Annotated in this window: 15 protein-coding genes; 8 read left to right on the forward strand and 7 right to left on the reverse strand. The window is 39.4% G+C overall.

Features of this window, described 5'->3' with window-relative positions; translation table 11 throughout:
• Window positions 1-66: 66 nt before the first annotated feature.
• The 3 genes from ACM2FC_RS13135 (at window position 67) to ACM2FC_RS13145 (ending at window position 4,406) form a co-directional block, all read left to right on the forward strand.
• Entirely contained in the window at window positions 67-1,332 is a 1,266-nt protein-coding gene (locus ACM2FC_RS13135; protein WP_498481381.1) for an HlyC/CorC family transporter, read from the forward strand.
• A gap of 336 nt (window positions 1,333-1,668) precedes the next feature.
• Window positions 1,669-2,814, forward strand: a complete 1,146-nt coding sequence (locus tag ACM2FC_RS13140) for a hypothetical protein (protein WP_498481382.1) — start codon at window positions 1,669-1,671, stop codon at window positions 2,812-2,814.
• A 464-nt stretch (window positions 2,815-3,278) separates the two neighbouring features.
• Window positions 3,279-4,406: an exonuclease/endonuclease/phosphatase family protein gene (locus tag ACM2FC_RS13145; protein WP_498481383.1), complete on the forward strand. Its 1,128-nt coding sequence runs from the start codon at window positions 3,279-3,281 to the stop codon at window positions 4,404-4,406.
• Window positions 4,407-4,481: 75 nt separating this feature from the next.
• On the opposite strand, the gene ACM2FC_RS13150 is transcribed toward ACM2FC_RS13145, so the two are convergent.
• From ACM2FC_RS13150 to tssB, 7 genes are all read right to left on the reverse strand, one after another.
• Window positions 4,482-5,270 (reverse strand): ribonuclease T2 family protein, encoded by a 789-nt coding sequence (locus tag ACM2FC_RS13150; RefSeq protein ID WP_498481384.1) that lies wholly within the window; start codon window positions 5,268-5,270, stop codon window positions 4,482-4,484.
• A gap of 41 nt (window positions 5,271-5,311) precedes the next feature.
• The gene (locus tag ACM2FC_RS13155; protein ID WP_498481385.1) at window positions 5,312-5,719 is read right to left on the reverse strand and encodes a hypothetical protein; all 408 of its coding nucleotides are present in this window, start codon (window positions 5,717-5,719) and stop codon (window positions 5,312-5,314) included.
• Between the two features lie 2 nt (window positions 5,720-5,721).
• Window positions 5,722-6,492, reverse strand: a complete 771-nt coding sequence (gene iglJ / locus ACM2FC_RS13160; RefSeq protein ID WP_498481386.1) for a type VI secretion system baseplate protein IglJ — start codon at window positions 6,490-6,492, stop codon at window positions 5,722-5,724.
• A gap of 8 nt (window positions 6,493-6,500) precedes the next feature.
• Window positions 6,501-7,679 carry a type VI secretion system baseplate subunit TssK gene (gene tssK / locus ACM2FC_RS13165; protein ID WP_498481387.1) on the reverse strand — a complete coding sequence of 393 codons (1,179 nt, stop codon included), beginning with the start codon at window positions 7,677-7,679 and terminating at the stop codon, window positions 6,501-6,503.
• A gap of 80 nt (window positions 7,680-7,759) precedes the next feature.
• Entirely contained in the window at window positions 7,760-8,434 is a 675-nt protein-coding gene (gene iglC / locus ACM2FC_RS13170; protein WP_498481388.1) for a type VI secretion system tube protein IglC, read from the reverse strand.
• 24 nt (window positions 8,435-8,458) lie between these two features.
• Complete coding sequence (gene tssC, locus ACM2FC_RS13175) at window positions 8,459-10,015, reverse strand: type VI secretion system contractile sheath large subunit (RefSeq protein ID WP_498481389.1); 1,557 nt, start codon at window positions 10,013-10,015, stop codon at window positions 8,459-8,461.
• A 16-nt stretch (window positions 10,016-10,031) separates the two neighbouring features.
• Window positions 10,032-10,625, reverse strand: a complete 594-nt coding sequence (gene tssB, locus ACM2FC_RS13180; protein WP_498481390.1) for a type VI secretion system contractile sheath small subunit — start codon at window positions 10,623-10,625, stop codon at window positions 10,032-10,034.
• 398 nt (window positions 10,626-11,023) lie between these two features.
• Here tssB and ACM2FC_RS13185 point away from each other — a divergent pair, with 398 nt between their 5' ends.
• The 5 genes from ACM2FC_RS13185 to iglH all read left to right on the forward strand — a co-directional run bounded on the left by ACM2FC_RS13185 (window position 11,024) and on the right by iglH (window position 19,479).
• On the forward strand, window positions 11,024-13,588 hold the full coding sequence (locus tag ACM2FC_RS13185; RefSeq protein WP_498481391.1) for a hypothetical protein: 2,565 nt from the start codon (window positions 11,024-11,026) through the stop codon (window positions 13,586-13,588).
• 4 nt (window positions 13,589-13,592) lie between these two features.
• On the forward strand, window positions 13,593-16,931 hold the full coding sequence (locus ACM2FC_RS13190; RefSeq protein ID WP_498481392.1) for a hypothetical protein: 3,339 nt from the start codon (window positions 13,593-13,595) through the stop codon (window positions 16,929-16,931).
• Between the two features lie 66 nt (window positions 16,932-16,997).
• Entirely contained in the window at window positions 16,998-17,486 is a 489-nt protein-coding gene (iglE, locus tag ACM2FC_RS13195) for a type VI secretion system lipoprotein IglE (RefSeq protein WP_498481393.1), read from the forward strand.
• A gap of 6 nt (window positions 17,487-17,492) precedes the next feature.
• The gene (tssI, locus tag ACM2FC_RS13200; RefSeq protein WP_498481394.1) at window positions 17,493-17,987 is read left to right on the forward strand and encodes a type VI secretion system tip protein TssI/VgrG; all 495 of its coding nucleotides are present in this window, start codon (window positions 17,493-17,495) and stop codon (window positions 17,985-17,987) included.
• A gap of 19 nt (window positions 17,988-18,006) precedes the next feature.
• Window positions 18,007-19,479, forward strand: a complete 1,473-nt coding sequence (iglH, locus tag ACM2FC_RS13205) for a type VI secretion system baseplate subunit TssF/IglH (RefSeq protein ID WP_498481395.1) — start codon at window positions 18,007-18,009, stop codon at window positions 19,477-19,479.
• Window positions 19,480-19,486: the final 7 nt, after the last annotated feature.

Here is a 19,486-nt window from a genome sequence, read left to right on the forward strand (position 1 = left end):
TCAATCAGGCGTAGCGTAACAAACAGCTAAGTATTCAAGCAGGATATTACAAGGAAACCTCTAGCTTTGGAAGACATCTCAACGGGTATCTTATTTGCGCTTCTCGCGTGTTTCATCGTTATTTCAGCTTATTTTTCAGGTTCTGAGACAGGTATGATGTCGTTAAATCGATATCGACTTCGGCACCTCGCTAATAGCGGCCACAAAGGCGCAAAGCGCGTAGAAAAACTACTCAGCCGGCCAGATCGCCTTATTGGCCTCATTCTAATCGGCAACAACCTTGTTAATATCTTAGCGTCCGCTCTTGCAACCATTCTCGGGATGCGACTTTATGGCGATATTGGTGTAGCGATAGCGACAGGTGTACTCACCTTAGTCGTACTGGTTTTTGCTGAAGTGACACCAAAAACGCTCGCGGCACTCTACCCTGAACGTGTTTCATATATCAGTAGTGTGCTTCTTATTGTCTTGATGAAGCTGCTTTCACCCGTTGTTATCTTAATCAACTTTATTACCAATGGGTTTATTCGTCTCATTGGCCTTAAAGTCAAACATGGCGGTGACGATCACTTAAGCTCAGAAGAACTGAGAACAGTCGTAAACGAAGCCGGTAGCCTCATTCCTAGACGTCACCAAGACATGCTGATTTCTATTTTGGATTTAGAACATGTCACTGTGAACGATATTATGGTGCCGCGAAACGAAATCACAGGTATCGATATTAATGATGACTGGAAGTCTATTGTTAGGCAACTCACCCACTCCCCTCACGGACGAGCTGTTCTATATCGCGACCAAATCGATGAAGTGGTCGGCATGCTTCGGCTGCGTGAAGCCTATCGCTTGATGCTCGAGAAGAATGAGTTTAATAAAGAAACACTCCTACGCGCCGCTGACGAAGTGTACTTTATTCCAGAAAGCACACCACTCAATGTTCAATTGTTAAAATTCCAACGAAACAAAGAACGTATTGGCCTAATTGTTGACGAGTATGGCGATATCAACGGCCTTATTACGTTAGAAGATATTCTTGAAGAAATTGTTGGTGAGTTTACAACTTCAATAGCGCCAAGCCTCTCTGATGAAATTACCCCACAGGGCGATGGCAGCTTCCTCATCGAAGGCAGTGCAAACATCCGTGACATCAACAAAGGCTTGAAGTGGAAATTACCTACAGATGGTCCTAGAACGCTCAATGGCTTAATTTTGGAACACCTAGAAGACATTCCCGAAAGTCATGTCAGTGTGCAAATAGCGGAGCACCGCATGGAAATTGTCGACTTGGAAGAAAACCGTATAAAAATGGTTAAAGTTTTTCCTAAAAAGTCTTAGCTATCCCAGAATGGCTAGAGCTCATTGCTTTAAATAAGTTTATTCAAATTGGCCTAATATATATTAGGCCAATTTTACTTTATATACTTATACATTCATTAAATAAGATCCGCTTATTTATTTAATACCATCTACATAACTCGGTATAATTAACCAAGTCAAAACTATTAACTGAACATTATATTTCCAATGAAAGTTTTATGTGAAACTGGAATAAATCAAAAGACTTTAGTTATAAATAATAAAAATCAACAGGTTAGGACAATCCTAGTTTGATAATATTAACCATATGGTTAATATTCTAAATAATAATTAACACAAACTAGGTCACTATATATGCCTTCATCTGATTATCCAAACACGCTGAGGTGTGCCGCAATAACTTGGAATACTGACAGCCAAAGCATGTTTTTTATGCCAACAGAAACTATAAAGCAACTTGCAACTAAAATCGTTTTAGAAGGGAATTCTCCTCACATTGTAATGATAAGCTTACAAGAAGCAAAACACCAAAGAATTAATGGGGGCTTCCTATCGAAAAGGGTTGTCAAATCAATATCATATATTCCTGACAACAACCATACTATTAAAGAAGTAGAAATAGACCCTAGTAGAATTAGCAGTAGCAAAAAAGGTATAGGTTATAAAACTAAATCAAGTGAGTATGTTAGGGGATTGTCTGGAACAAACCTTAAACGCTTAACCATACGTCACAATTTCATAACCCTAGAAATATTTATCCGCCGGGATTTATTCTCTCACGTAAAAGTCGTTGGATCAGGAACTTACAGACACGGCAAGTCTAGTAAAGGAGGCTGCTACGCTGTTATTGAGATACAAAATAAAATAAAGCTTGGCGTTATTGGGTGCCACCTCGAGTCATTCGATAAGGAAGGTGCAGATCCAAGAAATAAAGAAATTAATGCGCTATGTACCAGGGTAAAACGTATAGGAGGGCAAGATGTTCCCATTGTATTCATGGGGGATTTAAACTTTCGCCTTAACAATGGAAGTAACCATAATTCAGCAGAGCTAATAAAGGATGAGGTAATAGGCGGGCGCAAAAGTTCTGAATCATTGATTGAACAGTATGACCCTGTGAGTAAAGGAATTGTCTCTGCGTTTAACACACATCATATTATTTTTGATGCCTTAAATCATTTTACATACCACCAAAAAGATAAACACGGCAAAACGAAACTAAAGAAGAGCAGGTTTAGCCCAGATGTCGGAGCACTAGACAATATTGGTTTTTATGATGACCTTGCATTTAATTCGAATAACGAAATATACAGATTTGAACCTAAGCCTGCTTCACCAATGGTAGACGTTAAAGGTAGCGACCACTTTCCTGTGTTTAGAAGTTTTAATTTAAACCTTAGAGAAGATCGAGGCTTTGAAAGGCCATCATATCCTAGAATTAGATATGTAAACAAAGGAACGAACGAAAGCACGAGATGGGTATCTCCTGCCCGTGATTAACCAGAAATCTGAGCAAAAGGCTACAAGGACGTCCTGCTAGTCAAGCTAAAGTTATGCTCCTGTTTAGAATATAAAGTAAATGGAAGAGTTGATATACCCTGTACTCTTCCAACAAGAAACAGATTTAAGAAGCCAACCCGTCTAGGTCCACCTCATCAAATACACCTCTATCGGCATCCTGTATTTCCAACAACGATAGTTTATTTGACTCAGCAATCCTTTATCTAAAACAAACCTAGTTGGCAAATGCGTCTAATTATCCACCTCGGTGAATTTTTTAATTTTTGTTATTAAGGAGATTATAAATACCAGAATAGCTATAGCTTTGGGGAATAAATAAAAGAAATCTAGGTATAAATATTAAAAATCAATAAGTTAAAATATTCCAAATTTGAGTAATATAATCCAATGATAAATAATAGGCATGCCGCTCAAATAAAAACATATAATAAGGAAATAACTTTATGCCTAGTAAAAGAACCACTTTGCGCTGCGCTGCATTAACTTGGAATACCGACAGTACGAAGATTTCGGACAAATCGATAAAGTTTCTAGCAAAAGAGATAGCAGAAATGGGTGCTAACCCTCATATCCTGATGATCAGCCTACAAGAGTCTGTAAAAAATAACTCCGGGAATTATGTATCTCAAGATATCGCAAAATCAATACTCTATCGTGTCGTAGGCCCTAATACACTTCAGGCACGAATAAACCCTTCAAGAACTCGCAAGATTCGCAGAGATGAATTAGGTTATCAACAGATCGTTGGTCATAACTTACGAGGTCTTTCTGGTAACCATAACAACTCAATTACACTTCATATCTTCGTACGTGATGATATCTATCGTAAAAATATGATAGAAAATTTCCATTCAGGAACATGTCGAGACACCTTTGGCGCTCCATGGAAAGGAGGATGCTACGCCGTTTTAAAAATATTAGGAAAGTACCGATTAGATGTCATTGGCTCACACCTTGATTCTTATGATAGTGGTAGCGGAGGAACAAACTCTAGGGATACAGAAATTACCGCGTTACTAGACTCAGTTGGTTTCGAGAAATCTGCTCCACTCATTTTCATGGGAGACTTAAACGCTCGACTCAGCTTAAGAAACGAGATACGCAGGCCTCAATTAGAAAGATTCCGTGACAACCTTACCAATGGTACAGATGGGAATATCGCTCGAGAGGAAGCTTGGTTTATCAGTGAACATGATCCCCTATCAAATGGCTGGGTCGAGGCCTTTGAAGAAAATGGTATAACATTTAAGCCACTTCAAAATTATACCTATAGACAAATGAAGCATGGAAAGATCCATTTAAAAACCAGCCGTAATAGCCCTGACGTCGGCGCATTAGACAATATAGGCTTCTTTGATGACACTCAAACAAAAATTAGATTTACTCAACGCGGTGCATTGGCAGTTTTCAACTCACATCAAGTCGAAGAAAGCGATCACAGGCCAGTTTTACGCTGTTTTGATTATAATGCTGGTGAGTCGATCATCATCAATTCTCAGCAACAGGATAGATTTCGCCGAAATGGTATGAAGATTGTTGCTCAAAGAGTAGTCGAACAGCAAATAGACTAAGCGGGCTTACCGAAAGGCACCTTGAGATATTCAAGGTGTATTCCATTAAAAATCCCCTCAAGTGAGGGGATTTTTTTAAAGATAAAACACTTCAGGGCATTCCTGTTCAGGAGGCTCACTCATAGTTCCAAACGGCGTTAATAACGGATAACTATCTAAATCCGACAAATCCACTTTCTTGTTAACGTAGAAATTAACGTACTCAAGAAATGAGCGGTTTCCTACATTGACACATTGAAATTGTATTTTATTTAACGTGTTAAACTCTCGGTTAAAAAACTTCCTCATCTGAGTGAGTGTAACCGTCGTTTTCCGGTTCCCTTGAATAAACGAAGATACATCAGGGTTGTTGATATATTTCGTTAAGGCCACCGCTTTGGAGAAGTAACCATTAGCATCATAAGTGCTGCTATTACACGTCCCCCACTTCAACCAAGCATGTCTTTGCTGATATACCTTAGTTTGAGGCATCACATCATTGAGAGACTGTTTAGTCGCAGTCGTCAGAGATGGAACGGGTTTCAATTTTTGCCACTGACCTTGACGGTCTAACGTCATCTCTTTAGCACTAATATCTTTACTGCAGTATTGGTATTTATACCTTTTCTCCTGATCTCGTGACGGAACGAATTCACTTAACGCCAGCAAAGGGGAGTTTTTGAGTACTGAAGTTCGACATGCAGGGCTTGACTTGTTTTTTAAGCAGTAGACTGGCTGAAGCACCAAAGACAATTTGTAATAGTCAAATTGTCCAGGTTCAGGCGTTACCCAATCTCTGTACTGAGGTGAAGTCGTATGATGAGCAAACGCACTGGTCGATAAAAACAACATTGCAGTCGCTGCTAGAACAGTTAACCGTTTCATTGAGGTCACCTTTAGCATTGGTTGAAAACTCTGCCCAACGCTTACAAATATCGAGTTAAAAACATAAACAGCGAGCCAACTGACAAAATATTAATGCCAGCAAGCACAAAAAATAGAATCCAAGTAAGCTTCTTCTGCTTCGCTAACTGCTTAGAAAGTTTATATTCTGACTGTTTAATTTGACTAATCATCTGCGACTGATTCTCCTTGCGCTCCCCACCAGAGCGGCCACCTGAGCCAATAGCTTGGTTCTGAACAATTCTATTTAACTCTTTAGACATTGAATCGCGCAGTACATCAATTTTTGCATCTGAGCGACGATATAACTCTTCAATTTTCGCATCTGCTCTTCTCGCGAGTTCTCCCGTCATTCGAAGAGACTCTTTGTAGCGTCTGTCAGCATGTTCATAAACATCGTCGACTGAGTGTATTAACTCTTTCTTTTCCATCATTACACCTTTACTTCGTATTCGGGAGACAGCAGTAATGTGCTAGATTCCGTCAAGCTCGATGACGTCAAACTATCTGGCACCAAATATTTCACTACTATCGGGGTAATTTGTTTAAACGACTTAACTGCATGGTCGTTTTCAATTTCTTCAACAACAGTATTAATCACTGTCTGATTGTAATTTTGTAGATAAATGACAATCTCTAATACCTTGCATGTATGGATTTTTTCTCCATGCAGGTAACATCCACCTAAGGTTGAGTTTTCATCTAACTGATATTCTATTGAGCTAGTCGAATGCTGAGACTCTACGATATTGGTTGAGATATCTAAATGTGAGTATTTGTTTTGCAGTAGCCACTGCAATATTGCAACAGTAGGGCCTTTGGTCGCCATCAGATCATGAATGTAGTTAAAACAACTTACATTATTTAACTGATAATAAATGCCATAAAAATAATGGTGAAGCAGTACCGAAATTCCAGAACGCAAAATCTCACTTAACTCTTCGCCATCGTTATATTGCAGATAAAAGTAGTAATCATTTAAATGGTAAAAAGTCGCAACTTTCGAGATGTTCACATACAAGGTCAACTGCGCATAGTTGTGCGTACAGTGAGAAATGATGATGTTCTCGGGCGTCAGAGAAAAAACCGGACGAAACTTAACCAACTTAGGTTCAATTTGATAAGATTGCACAATCGCTAGAGCTGCTTTCACACTCAGTTGTTTCTTGTGTTTCTTAATAAAGTCTGAACATTCCGCAATCATAAGCGAGCTTATCTATAATAAATCAAATACTTGTAGTTTTGATTAGCTTCATTTGCTTCAAACATCATGTTCTTCTCTTTCAAAATCGCATCAAGCTCAAACCCAGGTAAGATTTTGTATACTTTGGCATCTCTAATCGTAGAAAGCTGATGCACACCAGTATCAGGCAGTGCCTCTAGAGCTGCGCCAGACAGAGACATTTGATTGATATGTTGATTTCGAGAAATACTGGAAAGCTTGATTTGGCTGAGAGACAAATGAGGCTGCTCTGAATCTGTTTTTTGAATAACCAACAGGTGCTCTTTCGCCTGAATGATCTCAACTGGCAAATCGGTAGCAATAAAGCTATCACCAGTCTGCATAATCTCCACAAAGTTTTTCTTAACTGGAATGCTAAGAATCTGATAAAAGCTATTGAGTAGCTGCTCGAAGCTAACAATTGGAGCTTGATGCAAATATAAACTCACCTCGCTTCTTTCTTGCTCAGAAGACTTAGCCAGCTCAAGAAGTAGGTATAACTGTCTCATCACCTCGAATAAGTTATACGGGTGCACATGTTGTGGGCATGCGTCAATTTCAGCAAGAATGTGTTGCAAATTTCTGTGCGCTAACATCAAGTTAACCATCAAGCTTTCGCCAACAATTTCACTATCGAGCAAATGCTTTACCGAGGAATACACTTTCTTGGTGCTATTCACGACTTGATCCAAAATGTGAGATGCACAAGAGAGTAAAGGAGGAGACTCAGAACCGATTTGCCACACACCATCGATGTTATTCAGGTGCATGATTTTCACCGAGCTCAACGCTTCAGGTTGATACTCGTCAGATAAAAAGTACTCTGATCGGCACGCTTCAATCTTGCCTTCTAAAAATGCAGACTCTGTTCGATTCAAATAGACAGGTATTGAAGCTTTCCCTATCGATTCAAGATCTAGAGAAACATTATGTGTATAAGAGTCAAAGAAGCCAAAGTACTTATCTTTAAAATAAACTTGGCACTGATTAACTTTTAATTCACCTAGACTAAGTAAGTTCAGATCTAGATACAGTTGGCTAATTCCATAGCTAACATTAAATGGCAAATAGGTTGCTTCAGAAACGGCTTGTTGAGCCATTTTGTCTTGTTGCACAAAATGATTTGCGGTAAGTAAAGAGCCGGGTTGCCAGTTAACACGATTAGCCATAATTTAGACAAAACTTAATGTTTAGTAGGTGAACAAAGTGGGCCATGATGATTTACCATGGCCTATTGACTTAACGCTCTCTAAAAAGCGTATTGAAACACAAATTCGTCAATGTTGATTAACGCATACTGGCCTCTTTCCATGCTCGATGCATGGACAACATCAAAGGCCGGTATTTTCAAGCTAGAACGATCAATTCTAAAGTTATATCCCGAAATAGGAGCTAACTCATAATTGTCCGTCGATCCGCCCATAAAGTTGGCTTCACCAATAATAAGCTCAAACAAAGTATCACTGGCTGGAATCAATTCAAGGCCAAACGGTGGCTGCATTGCTGGAGCCCATACTCCATCACTTTTTAGCTCCTGTTTAGAGTTCCAGTTGCCAAATTTAATGGTTCTATCGACCTGCTCTCCTGAACGAACTGAATCAATGGCTTTTTCTAGCTCTTTACGTAACTCCATATTCATTGGACAGCGAATCGTAAAGCTTAAGTTTGCTGTCCTATCTGGGTCACAAAGGTGAAACTCTGTTAAAGTACAAGCTGCGGTTGGTGAAGTCACTGTCGTCGCATCCTCTCCGCCGTCAATAGCAAACAATACCTTAGGAATTTTTACTCCTAATATGGTACAAGAATCGCAAAAAATTCTTGGCTGCTCATGTTGACCAAAAGAAGATGTATCGCCTGTAGAAAAAGCTAGTGGCTCTCTGTCGAGCACTACAGAGCGATATATTAAAGGTCTAATTGCTGTCATTATATTACCTTTAAAGACCGAGTATTATTCACCGTCGCCGTCTTCACTCTCTGCTGCTGCAAATAGACTTGGATCTAAGCGAGTATCAACTTTTAGTGTTGTATCCATACCTTCAAATTGAATATGTGGCAACACACTGATGCTACACTTATACCAACCTGCTTTTCCTGGAATTTGTGTTACTTCAATCTCAGCTGTTCTGAACGGATATCTTGCCATTTCTAGAGAAGTTGGCTGAGAAATCGTCGTAACGTAACGGTTAATCCAGTTGTTCAGCAAATCACGAATACTTTCAGTCGTTGCAAATCCACCAATCTTGTCGCGAATAACACTTTTCACGTAGTGTGAAATACGAGATACGCACAAGGTGTAAGACAGGTTCGCAACCAGCTGAGAGTTCATTGAATCGAAGTTGTCGACAAACTCTTCTACTTTCTTAACTGAGTTCACGCTAAAGAAGCAGCAGTTTGACGTTCCTTTTTCTTCGATCGCAGGAATAAGGCCAATTTTAGATAGCGATAGTTCCATGAAATCTGGGAAAGAGATGTTCAATGCTGAGCGATATTCATCAAAGCCACGAACGTTATAAACTGGGCGAATTAGATTCTCTACATAACCACCGTTTTCAGGTCCACGAAGGTATTGGAACCAACCCGTTTTACCAAATGAACGCATAATGTTCTTAGTGAACAATAACGATGCAGGGCCCCATTGGTAAGAATCGTTCGACTCGTAGCTTGTTACTTCTTCAACGAAGCCACTCATATTACGTTCTTGAACTGGGTTATTCGCTGGGTGATATGGCTGTCTTAAAATGAAGTCGCCAATAGTCAAACCAATATAAGCTGCGTGGTCTGTCTTACGGAATGCGTTCCAGTCACGATACCTTGGGTGTTCTAGTAGAGTCTCGAAACTCTTGATTTGCTTAACTTCATCAATTGAGTTAACACCAAAGAATCTAGGGTTAATTGAAGCAATAAACGGAGCGTGAGTAGATTCTGCAATCATACCCATACCTGTCAACCAAGTAATATCGTCCATGGTATTTTCAAAGTCGTACAGGCCAGTAATCATACCGTACGGTTCACCACCATACTGATCATACTCAGCTACATAGACTTTCTTAAACATTTCACTACTAGAAATGTCGTACATGTTACGTTCGAAATCATACTGAAGCTCTTCTTTCTTAACATCTAAAAGTGTCACTTCAATGTTGTCATACTCGTCTTTAACCAGCTCTTCTAGCTTCAACCACTGATTTTCAAGGTAGCGGAACTCAGGGTGCTTAAGAATGCTGTTGACTTGCTCTTCCACAACTTGATTGATACGCTCAATTGCATGCTGAACGTAAGACTTGTTGTAGTTAATGATCTCATCATTGTTTGCCAGTACCATCGCCAATGCAGCGATGTTACGAGAATAATAATCTTCGTAGATTTCATCCACTGAAGTAAAGTCATCAGTGATATCAATGTCAATTTTTGCAAGACTGTTTTTTTGCTCTTGCTGAGTGCCGCCAAATAGCTGAACTATGCTATGTAGACAACTGTTCTCTTCAACTGTAATGGTTTCTGTCATCTTAATATCCTGAAAATCAAGCGTCGGTAGAGTCAGAGTTTTTCTGCTCAGCATCTTCGTCGCTATTAATTACTTCTGCTGTTGAGTCAATTACACCCTCAGTTTTTTTAATTAGGGAGTAGTTGTCTAATTGCGGAATACTTTCTTTCAATGCCTGCAATTGAGCTTTATCAGAAAATATTTTATCTATAGTTTTCTTCAAAGTACGATTATTATCGATATCTTTTTCAAAACCTGACAACATTTCTTTTAATTGAAGCAAAGCATTTATTTCTGGAATTTTCTTCGCTAAATTTTCAGGTTTAAAATCTTTCATTGAATTTAAGTCAAAATTTAAATTCAGCATTGGTGACTTAGATGGATTAATACTATTTGGCACAGATATATCTAAAGATATGCCCATATCTCTCAAAGAAGAATTAATACCATGTTTTAAAGTTCGGACTTCTCGCTCTTCAAATGGCACCTTCGCATCTTTTGACTTCCCTGCTGAGAAATCACCTAGAACCATCGCTCTATAAGGAAGCTCTTTCTTCTTTTTTTCACCTTCCACTCTAGTGTCATACTGAATCATTAACCTAGACTTGGGAAGTTTCTGATTGATAGCCATCAATTACCTCTTTAGTATGCTTATTTTATTTAAGCAACAAACATCCACAAAAAACATGACGAAATTATATTCAATGGACAATTAAATAAAACCGAATAACTGGAATATATCACATCAATTTGCGAATAAATGATCTACAAACAGAGGTGAATAGAACCACATTCTATAGAGTGTATGGTTAAGCCTCGGTTATCAATCTAGATATAATTTTTATTCCACTTTTTTTAAATACCAGTACTTGTTTCTGTGTATATTGAATGATATTTTATTTTTAAGGCAGCTGCAGCATTAGTTTTTGGGTTTTGTTATCAGAATGATAAGAAACCATCAGGCTATGCTTTTTTATATAGAAAACTATTTGAATAGTAAATTTATATCATATTTAGAAAACCACTCTTATGGCTAACGCAGATAATATTAACACACAAATAGAAAGTAAATTTGGCTCTATAAATAAAAGTACAAAACTTTCTGTTTCGTCTTTTGTTGAGTTTACTAATTCTTTATACAAGATTATTACCACTCAGCCAATTAGCGACATTAATATTAGCAATATTAAAATCATAGTATTATTAAGTCAAAAGATAGATGATTTAATTGATAATTCTAGTAATGGTCCTGAGTTACTTCAGTGCCAATCTTGGAAGCAATGTTTAGATATTCTTACTAATACAGTTTTATATGCATATAATACCGTTAGCTTTACTACGTATTACAATCAACTCGTCACTTTAAATATTCTAGCAGAGCTCTCTAATGCTACAGACAAAAAAGTGATTCAAACGTTAATTGGCTCATTAGAAAAAGAGTGCACACAATCTACGCTACTTTCATTAGAAGGCAAAAACTCACTTACGTTTAAGAGGTTGCTGACCAAATCTCTAAACATGTTGCGCGCTACAGGTCGAACAAATGCTGAATATTTAAAGTTGTCTAAGCTCGTTGAGGAAAAGATAAAGACAACAATAGGATATGACCCAGTTTTAATCGATCAAGAATTTTGGCTAGAGTTAAACACGTTAAGCGACTCCTTTGAAAGACAAACGATTGATATCGATACCGCTCCTGATCAGAACAAGATTGAACAATCTCGCTTTCAAGGCTTAATGCTAAACAGTTATCATATCAAAGAATTAAAGCTAAATTTGGAATGTCACCGCTTTAGTGGTAGCGCTGAATTTGAATTGGGATTTGATAGAGAGCCGAATCCCGATGCGTATAAGTGGTTATACTGCGGAGAGCCTGTTGCAGTTAGAGTGCTCATCAAAAGAACGTATTGTTTTGAAGACCCAGATTCTACAGACGCTGATGGCGCTGAAGATAACTTTGAAACAGAGATTGAGCTACTCGGTGTCGCTCATCTTACAGAGACATCTTCAATACACTATGATAATCCGATCACCAACACTGATGAAGAAAATGACCGCGAGATCATCAACTCGGTTGTGCCTACCTTCTCGATAGAATTTTCAGATCCTCTCACACTCTGGAAAAACCATAAGCCAAACTATCTTGCTAGTAATCAAACGTACGCTCAAATTATTGATGATAATTTATTCTTTCAATCTTTAGCGTCCATAGATTACCAACAATCTCAGATTTTAGCTAAAGCTCATATTCAACTAGCAATCTTCTCTGAAGGCCGCAGCTTCTACGATGTTATATTCGAGATATTCGACCAATACAACTTGTATCTCATCTATGACTACAAAACCAGTATTGAGCAAGGAACGTCATGCTACGTATTACTGGATAAGCTAAGCAGTGATTACAGCGGGCAATCGAAAGAAGAATTAAGCCTCAATGGCGATGATTTATCTCAGTTACAATCCATTGAAGCCCGTCAACCTAAAACTTGGTCACAGCAATCGAGTTACTTGAACTTAAGCTTGGAACAAAATAGCGTAACTGCAATTAGCACCACCGCAACTCAATTCCAAAATATGAAGCATCATAAGTTGGATTTTGAAAGTGACAGTAAGATAAAAGCTAACCAATACCAAAATTTAGATGATCGTTTTACGAGACTAGCGAGTCTATCAAGCTCCTATCATTTAACGTTAAAAGCTCTCATGCCGAATGTAGAGGTTTATCCAAATTATTTTTATTACTCACTGGATAGCCAGCAATGGGAAAGTACGATTGCGAATTTAAGCAGCAATATACAGTTTAGACAAATTACCATGCACTTCGTACAAACGGTCGCGGTCCAGAAACGTGTGAGGCAGCAGATCGACTTAACGTCTTGGGAAGCAGAAGATAAGAGTGAAGAAATTCACTATGAAAAAATTCAATCAATCGAATTAGAAAGAGGCATAAGTCATGCAATGAAGGCGACATACCTTTGGCATGATCAGGGCTCTACGGTAAATGCTCTATCCAGTTATGTTCCTTCTATGCCTATCGAAGTTCCTGCGCAAGTGGTAACGGCCGAAACAGTCGATGAGAAGGTCCGTTATGGTTATAAATTCTTCAAAGGCCAGTCAGATGCTGAAAGCAGCTACGCTGACAATAGCCAATCTCAAAGTGACGAATTTTCAATCAGCGGCTTGTCTGAAAACGCCCTCACCTATGCAGTAAAACTCCCTGCACCTTTGTTTCCAAATGGGAGTCCTCCGCTGTTTTATTTGCCTGCTTCGGCACGGATTCAATCAAAAGCGAGTTTTAACCCTTTAAGAAATGGTGACAAAGTTATCGTCACTTTCTACAACCCTGAAAGAATGATGATTAGCGATTCTGAGGGCACTTCCGTATTGAATACGAAAACAGCATCTGAGCAGATGGTGCAAACCTCTCGATACGGAGCCCAGCAAGAGTGTGAAATTACCTGCACTCAAGACTCAGAAGGACAAAACTTCCTCCTTCAACAAACCAACCCTGATGATGCTGGTAGTAACAGCATCTCGTTTAGTAGTGATAACGGCAATGGCCTAATCCTCACTTTTAGTGACGGAAAGGAATAAACCAATGATGAAATTGTTAACCGGAAAATACGGCGCTGCTGCATTTGGCATGATTGGTCTTGCCGCTGCATTCGTGATTTTCCTACTTATATTTAAACTTTATAAGCGACACAAAAGTAAGCTTGCAGCTGCAAATAAAGCACTCGGGAAAGTTCGTCCGAGCAAGAGTGATGTGACTAACAATGTCAAACAAATAAAAGCGCGCCTAGAAGAACAGCCTGCGCCGGCTTTTATTTATTTGCATGATGGCTCAACTGATGCCGCTCTTGAGCATATCTTCCAATACTTAGATAAAAATAGCTGTGACGTTTATTTTGATGATCCACTTCAACCTATGGTTGTCGGGGAGCAGCAAGTCTTATTGTTGGCCCAGTTTAGTAACCTAGCAAAACTTGATATTAGCCGTTTGAATTTGTTGTTAAACAAACTATTTAAAAAGGGTGTCATTCAATTACCTAAGGTCACTGTGCACTTAAAACAGAAACCTATCGATCCTGGTCTTTCTGCTTCCATGCTTAGATTCCTACCACGAATTAATCTGTTGGCTAAACAAAATTATCAAGTCCATTTCTTAAGTGACAATGCACCGATCCAAGGCTCGTTGTCGCATCTATTAAACCTTGATACATCAGCACCTTATATCGATTTCAGTCGTTGCCATAACTCTGAAGAACTAGCGCACTCAGCCAAAGAGCATTTTCAGAGCTTACACAACCAGTTCTCATCCTTCATGACAACGGAGTCTATCGACGGAAGCACACTGTCTAAAGCAATGGGTGCCTCCCAATATTTGGAAAAGTACTACAAACAGATAGAAAATGTCATTGCAGGACTTGTGGATCCTGAGCAGCTTCAAAATAGGCCCCAAAGGCTAACGCTTAGCTACGGCATTGACCCAAGTAACCTTCGAGATCAATTTTTCTATTCCGGCACTAATAAAGCCGGAAAAAGTATTTCTGCCAAACATGTTTTTGTTAGTGGTATCTGTTTGCTTTCTTTCGCTGTCAGTGCAGGTTTGATCTATAACGGTTTACAAAAAACAAAACTGGATGACGCTATCGTCCAAGCAGCGCCTTTTGTGCCGCCATCCATTCCTTTGGCAACTGCAGAACAAAACTATCAACGTTGGGCGAATTTGTATCATAGTCAACTATTGTTTGGTAACTATTACCCGCACACGTTGGAGAAAACATTGAGCCAGCAATATGCCAGCTATCTGCTTTCTCACTTAAATACTCAATATCAAAACACTGTAGATCCGCTCAATCGAGCACTGTATCTAATGATCTTTGCCGCTGGACATGATGCAAAAATTCAAACCGAGTTAAGCAAGTATCAAAGTCTGATCACACAAATTACTGGTTTTTCCAGTCAACAGCTTCAGCTGGTGTATCAATATGCTAAGCAGCCAGTTAATCAAATCAGCACCCTAGGTTTGAACGGAAGCCAAATAGATAACCAACTGGAAGTTTCCAATACATTAATGACGAACGTTATGCCGTCTGACCAAGTGTTGGGACAATTGTTTAGTAATATCCAACTGAACATTACCAATGATCAACTGTTGCAAATCTTGACTCAAAGCGTTGTCATGCAACAAAAACTAAGTGTATTGCACGACTCAATCCCTCAGGCATTAGCATCTGTTTACCAAAGCAGAGATGATATTTCTAGCTACTTAGGGCAAATCGCAGATCACTTCCCAAGTTCGAAGCGCATGAGCTTTAGCGACTTAAATAGTGCTTTGACTAATTTGCAAAATATCATTCCTCAACACGTCCCTGAGATCACTGGATTTGACACCTTGGTTGGCGCTGTTTCTAGCTACAATGAGAAAATCAATACTTATTTGAAAGAGCAAACGCAGCTAGATCCACAAGAAGGCCGACGTATCCACCAAGTGTTACTGGAAGCTGAACTTAATACTGTTCTTGCTAAGATCATGAACTCGAGCGACAACGATCTTACTCTATTAAGCCGCCAGAACTACTACAACTACACCTACAAAACAGTCTTTTCGAGAAACGTAACTCAAGTGTCTCTGGTGTATTCTAAGTCAGTACTACTTAAAACCGTACTGCCTCTTATTGAGCAATACAAAGCGTTAACACAAACGTTCACTCAGTTAAATATTCATCACGATGCTTTTAACTACATTGAGTCTCAAGCATTGCGTCGCTACAGTGACAATTACGTGCTAATGCTAAACAAACTGTTGAAAAATGCACTACCCCACCAAGTGTCTTTGGATAACTTGCACCTGTTCTTGATGGATCTCACTTATGACGACACCCCACTGTCGAATATGCTGCAATACATCACAAAGAATACGACGTTTGATAAAAACCAGATTACTCAGCTAGAGCTACAGCAGATCCCTCAACAATTTGCTCAGCTAAATGAGTTTATTCAGTCTAAAGATTACAAAGACTATCAAAATATCATTTCTTCTATTAGCAATAGCTTGTACAACAAGAGCCCTGCAACTTATCAAGCACTTTATATGCAGCTAAAACCGGGCACTCCTGATTCTCTGATGGACAAGCTGAACCAGATTTCTTCTAGTCAAAGCAACCCTGACGTTTATCAATTGTTGAACTTCCCTGTGACCATTGTGCGTCAAACCGTTGCCGACTATTTAATAGAGCAACTTACCTCTCAATGGCAACAGCAGATCACGACGAAAGTGATGTATATTGAAAATGGCTTCCCACTCAATATGCATGCAAGTTACAAACTCAATGGCCAACAACTCACTGATCAAATAGGCGTAAATGGTCAACTGTATTTGCAAATGAAGCAAATGCTCGCGGAGTTTATTCACCCGAATGGCCCTAAAACGAGTTGGCTACTGAATGATGATCTCACTGACGTGCAAAAGTCTGAGCTTGCTCCTTTTGCTAAGCAGTTCAATAAGATTTATCGCGTTCAGCAAGCGCTATGGAAACCGGATGGCACACCTAAAGCAATTCAGGTAAGTGTAAAAGCGCTACCATTCGAGCACGTCACTCTAGATGGTGAAAACAAAATGGCGTTATCGTTCGTCCAACTAGGACAGAAGAGTCGCGTCATTGGCTTAAACACAAATGACCAACCGATGCGAACCCTCACTTACAACTGGCAGAGTCAACCTACGGTATCTGTTGGCTGGTTAAGTAACCAAAATCAGTCCTATCAGGACTCAGTAAATGGTGAGTGGGCATTGTTTACACTCCTAAACAAAGGCAAGTGTCAGAAAGACAATGTTTGCCAATGGGGAGTAAAAAGCGACAACACTAAAGTCGCACCGTATACAGTGAGGTTTAAAGTGACCACACCATTTTTTTCAGTACTAAAAGGGTAATTGCTAAACAATAGCAATAAGTATGGGGAAGGTGCTTCCCCAAAGACGAACAATGGATAACGTAAAATGTTGAGAAAATTTAAATTTCTAACCCTGTTATTAATTTTGCCACTAAGTGCATGCTCTTGGTTTTCATCAGATGGTAAGGTTGTTGCGCCAACCAACACCTTGAATATCGATATTCAAATGGAGAAAACCTCCAACCAAGGCCATGCCATTACTGTGCTTATTGAACAGCCGGCTGACATGAAATCCTTCGTTGGTCAATCTTATGCATCACTTAGCCAAGAAGCATTGAATAAAAATATTTCTCGATATGTCTATTTAGCAAAATCAGAGAGTCATCACTTGGTTCTGCCAGTTTCTGATACTCCTTTAGCAATTTATTTCATTTTGGATCATCAACCTGTATCTGGTTGGAATTACTTAATTAACTCGCCGCAAGGTGCTGTTCAAGCTTTTACGGTTAACACTTCCAATGTAACCAGAACTAAGAATATTGAATTGAAGAGCTTGTCAAAAGACAAGAGCGATAAAAGCAGCGATAAGAAGTAACACATTATGCCAAAGCACAATATCGCTATGAATAGCGATGGTATCAACATTGAAGCCACGGGGAGTGGTGACGATCAAAACTGCCAAGTCAGTTATACCAGCCAAGGTCAAGCTACGCATAAATTCAGTGATAGTTCGGTGACTGAAGCAACCAATGCGATTGACCTGAAAACTGGTGACTACCAGCTCAGTGTGCAGAAAGACGGCCTTCTGATAAAGAGTAGTAAAGGGACTATTGCTCTTGGCGACGACAATATTTCTTTAAGTGTCGGCAGCAGCAAAATCGAGATCTCTAGCGATGGGATCACGATCAGTGCAAATAGCGTCACAATCAAAGGCACAGAAAGCATTGCTATGTCTTCGCCGCAAACCTTGAAGTTGGATGGTGGAAACACTGCGATCAGTGCTACGACAGGAATGAGTTTGAAAAGCGATACAAACTTATCAGCACAAGCGACAGCGATGGCATCATTTAAAGGTATGACAACCAGTATCGGCTGATAAGAAAGATTAGAGAACAATGAACACTACACTACAACATCCCCTGCCAGACAGTAAAAAAGGTGAGCTTGAAGTCGAGCCCATTGTTTTAACTGACGTATTTAAGCAATTGGGTGAGCAAATTAATTCTGAGATTCAGGACAGTTTACTGCGCGAGAAAACATTGCATATTTCGCGTTACCACCAGCACCTGCTTACTCACCTACCAAATCATCTGCTAGTAAAAATGCAGGCGAGATTGAGTAGTTGTAGTTTACCAATTGTACCCAATAGTCTGTTTTCGATTAAGGATGCCTATAAACCTCAAGAAGCACCTGCTCGGTACTCAACACAAAACTTAGTTCAGCTCACGACCTTTGAAGTCGATGAAGTGACACACAATATGTCGGCAATGCAGGTTCATTTGGTACCTAACGCTCCCCTGTTTATTGATCAATTCAGTTTTGATATATGGATTAATCCTTCTCTTTGGAGGCAACTTGATTACCAGCTTTCTCGACTAAAGTATTCACTACTTCATCAAGCTTCTCTAAAAGTCACCGCTTTGTATGAAGATGGAAGTAAACAAGCGGTTTCTGCGACGATCACGGATATCAACGATTGGTTGATCGCCAAAAATGACGCATTAGCATTGCGTGCCAGCTCCCCTGAGTTTGACTTGGGTATGAGATTAAACTTCAGCAAAGTACCTTACCAAGAGAACAGAAGCAAAGTTGCCAAGCTGACCTTACAATTTAGTTTTGATGGCGACGTATCTCTATCTCCTGCACTAAAAACGGCGCAGCAACCTCTTCTTGCCACGAATATCGTCCCGCTATTTAACTTGTATGAAGACCTTTCTGTCTCAATGCCTTTGGATTTGAGACAGGAGAAAATCAACTTACAACATTCAAACGATATTACTGCGCGCCCATTCTATATTCGCCAGATATTTCTCAACCAAGTTATTTACAAGCCCTACCATAAGTTGGGTGAAAGTGAATTTGTTTTCCACAAAGAATCGGCAGCATTACTGTACACACCGCACGACATTAAAGATGCAGTGGAAAAAAAACAAAAAATCAGCGCTCGAATCTACTGGAATCAAGATAAACCACTGCCTGAGTTAGCCGAAATCTCTACCTCAGCAGTGAGTACTCAACGAACTGATTTTGAAATTATCAAAGCCGGAGAAGCAAAACAGCGCTTTGATACTAATACGTTAGAAGCGGTAGGAATGGCATTAAAAAACTTTTCTCAATATCGACTAGATAGCCGTGAACACTTTCTTTTCTTAGCAAAGCATTTGCTGGGAGACTCAGAATCTTCTGTCTATACGAACTTCAAAGCAGCGATAAAAAGTGTCGACTTTGTACCACAAAGTAGTGAACTCAAAGTCACTTGTGGACAACTGCAACATATGGATTTAGTTCGTACTCTATCAGAATTACTTATTGAATTTATTATGATCAACACAGCTTTTGTCATCAAACTCGCTTTGATCATCGCTTAATTGGAGC

The sequence above is a fragment of the Vibrio sp. A37 genome, from assembly GCF_059777565.1.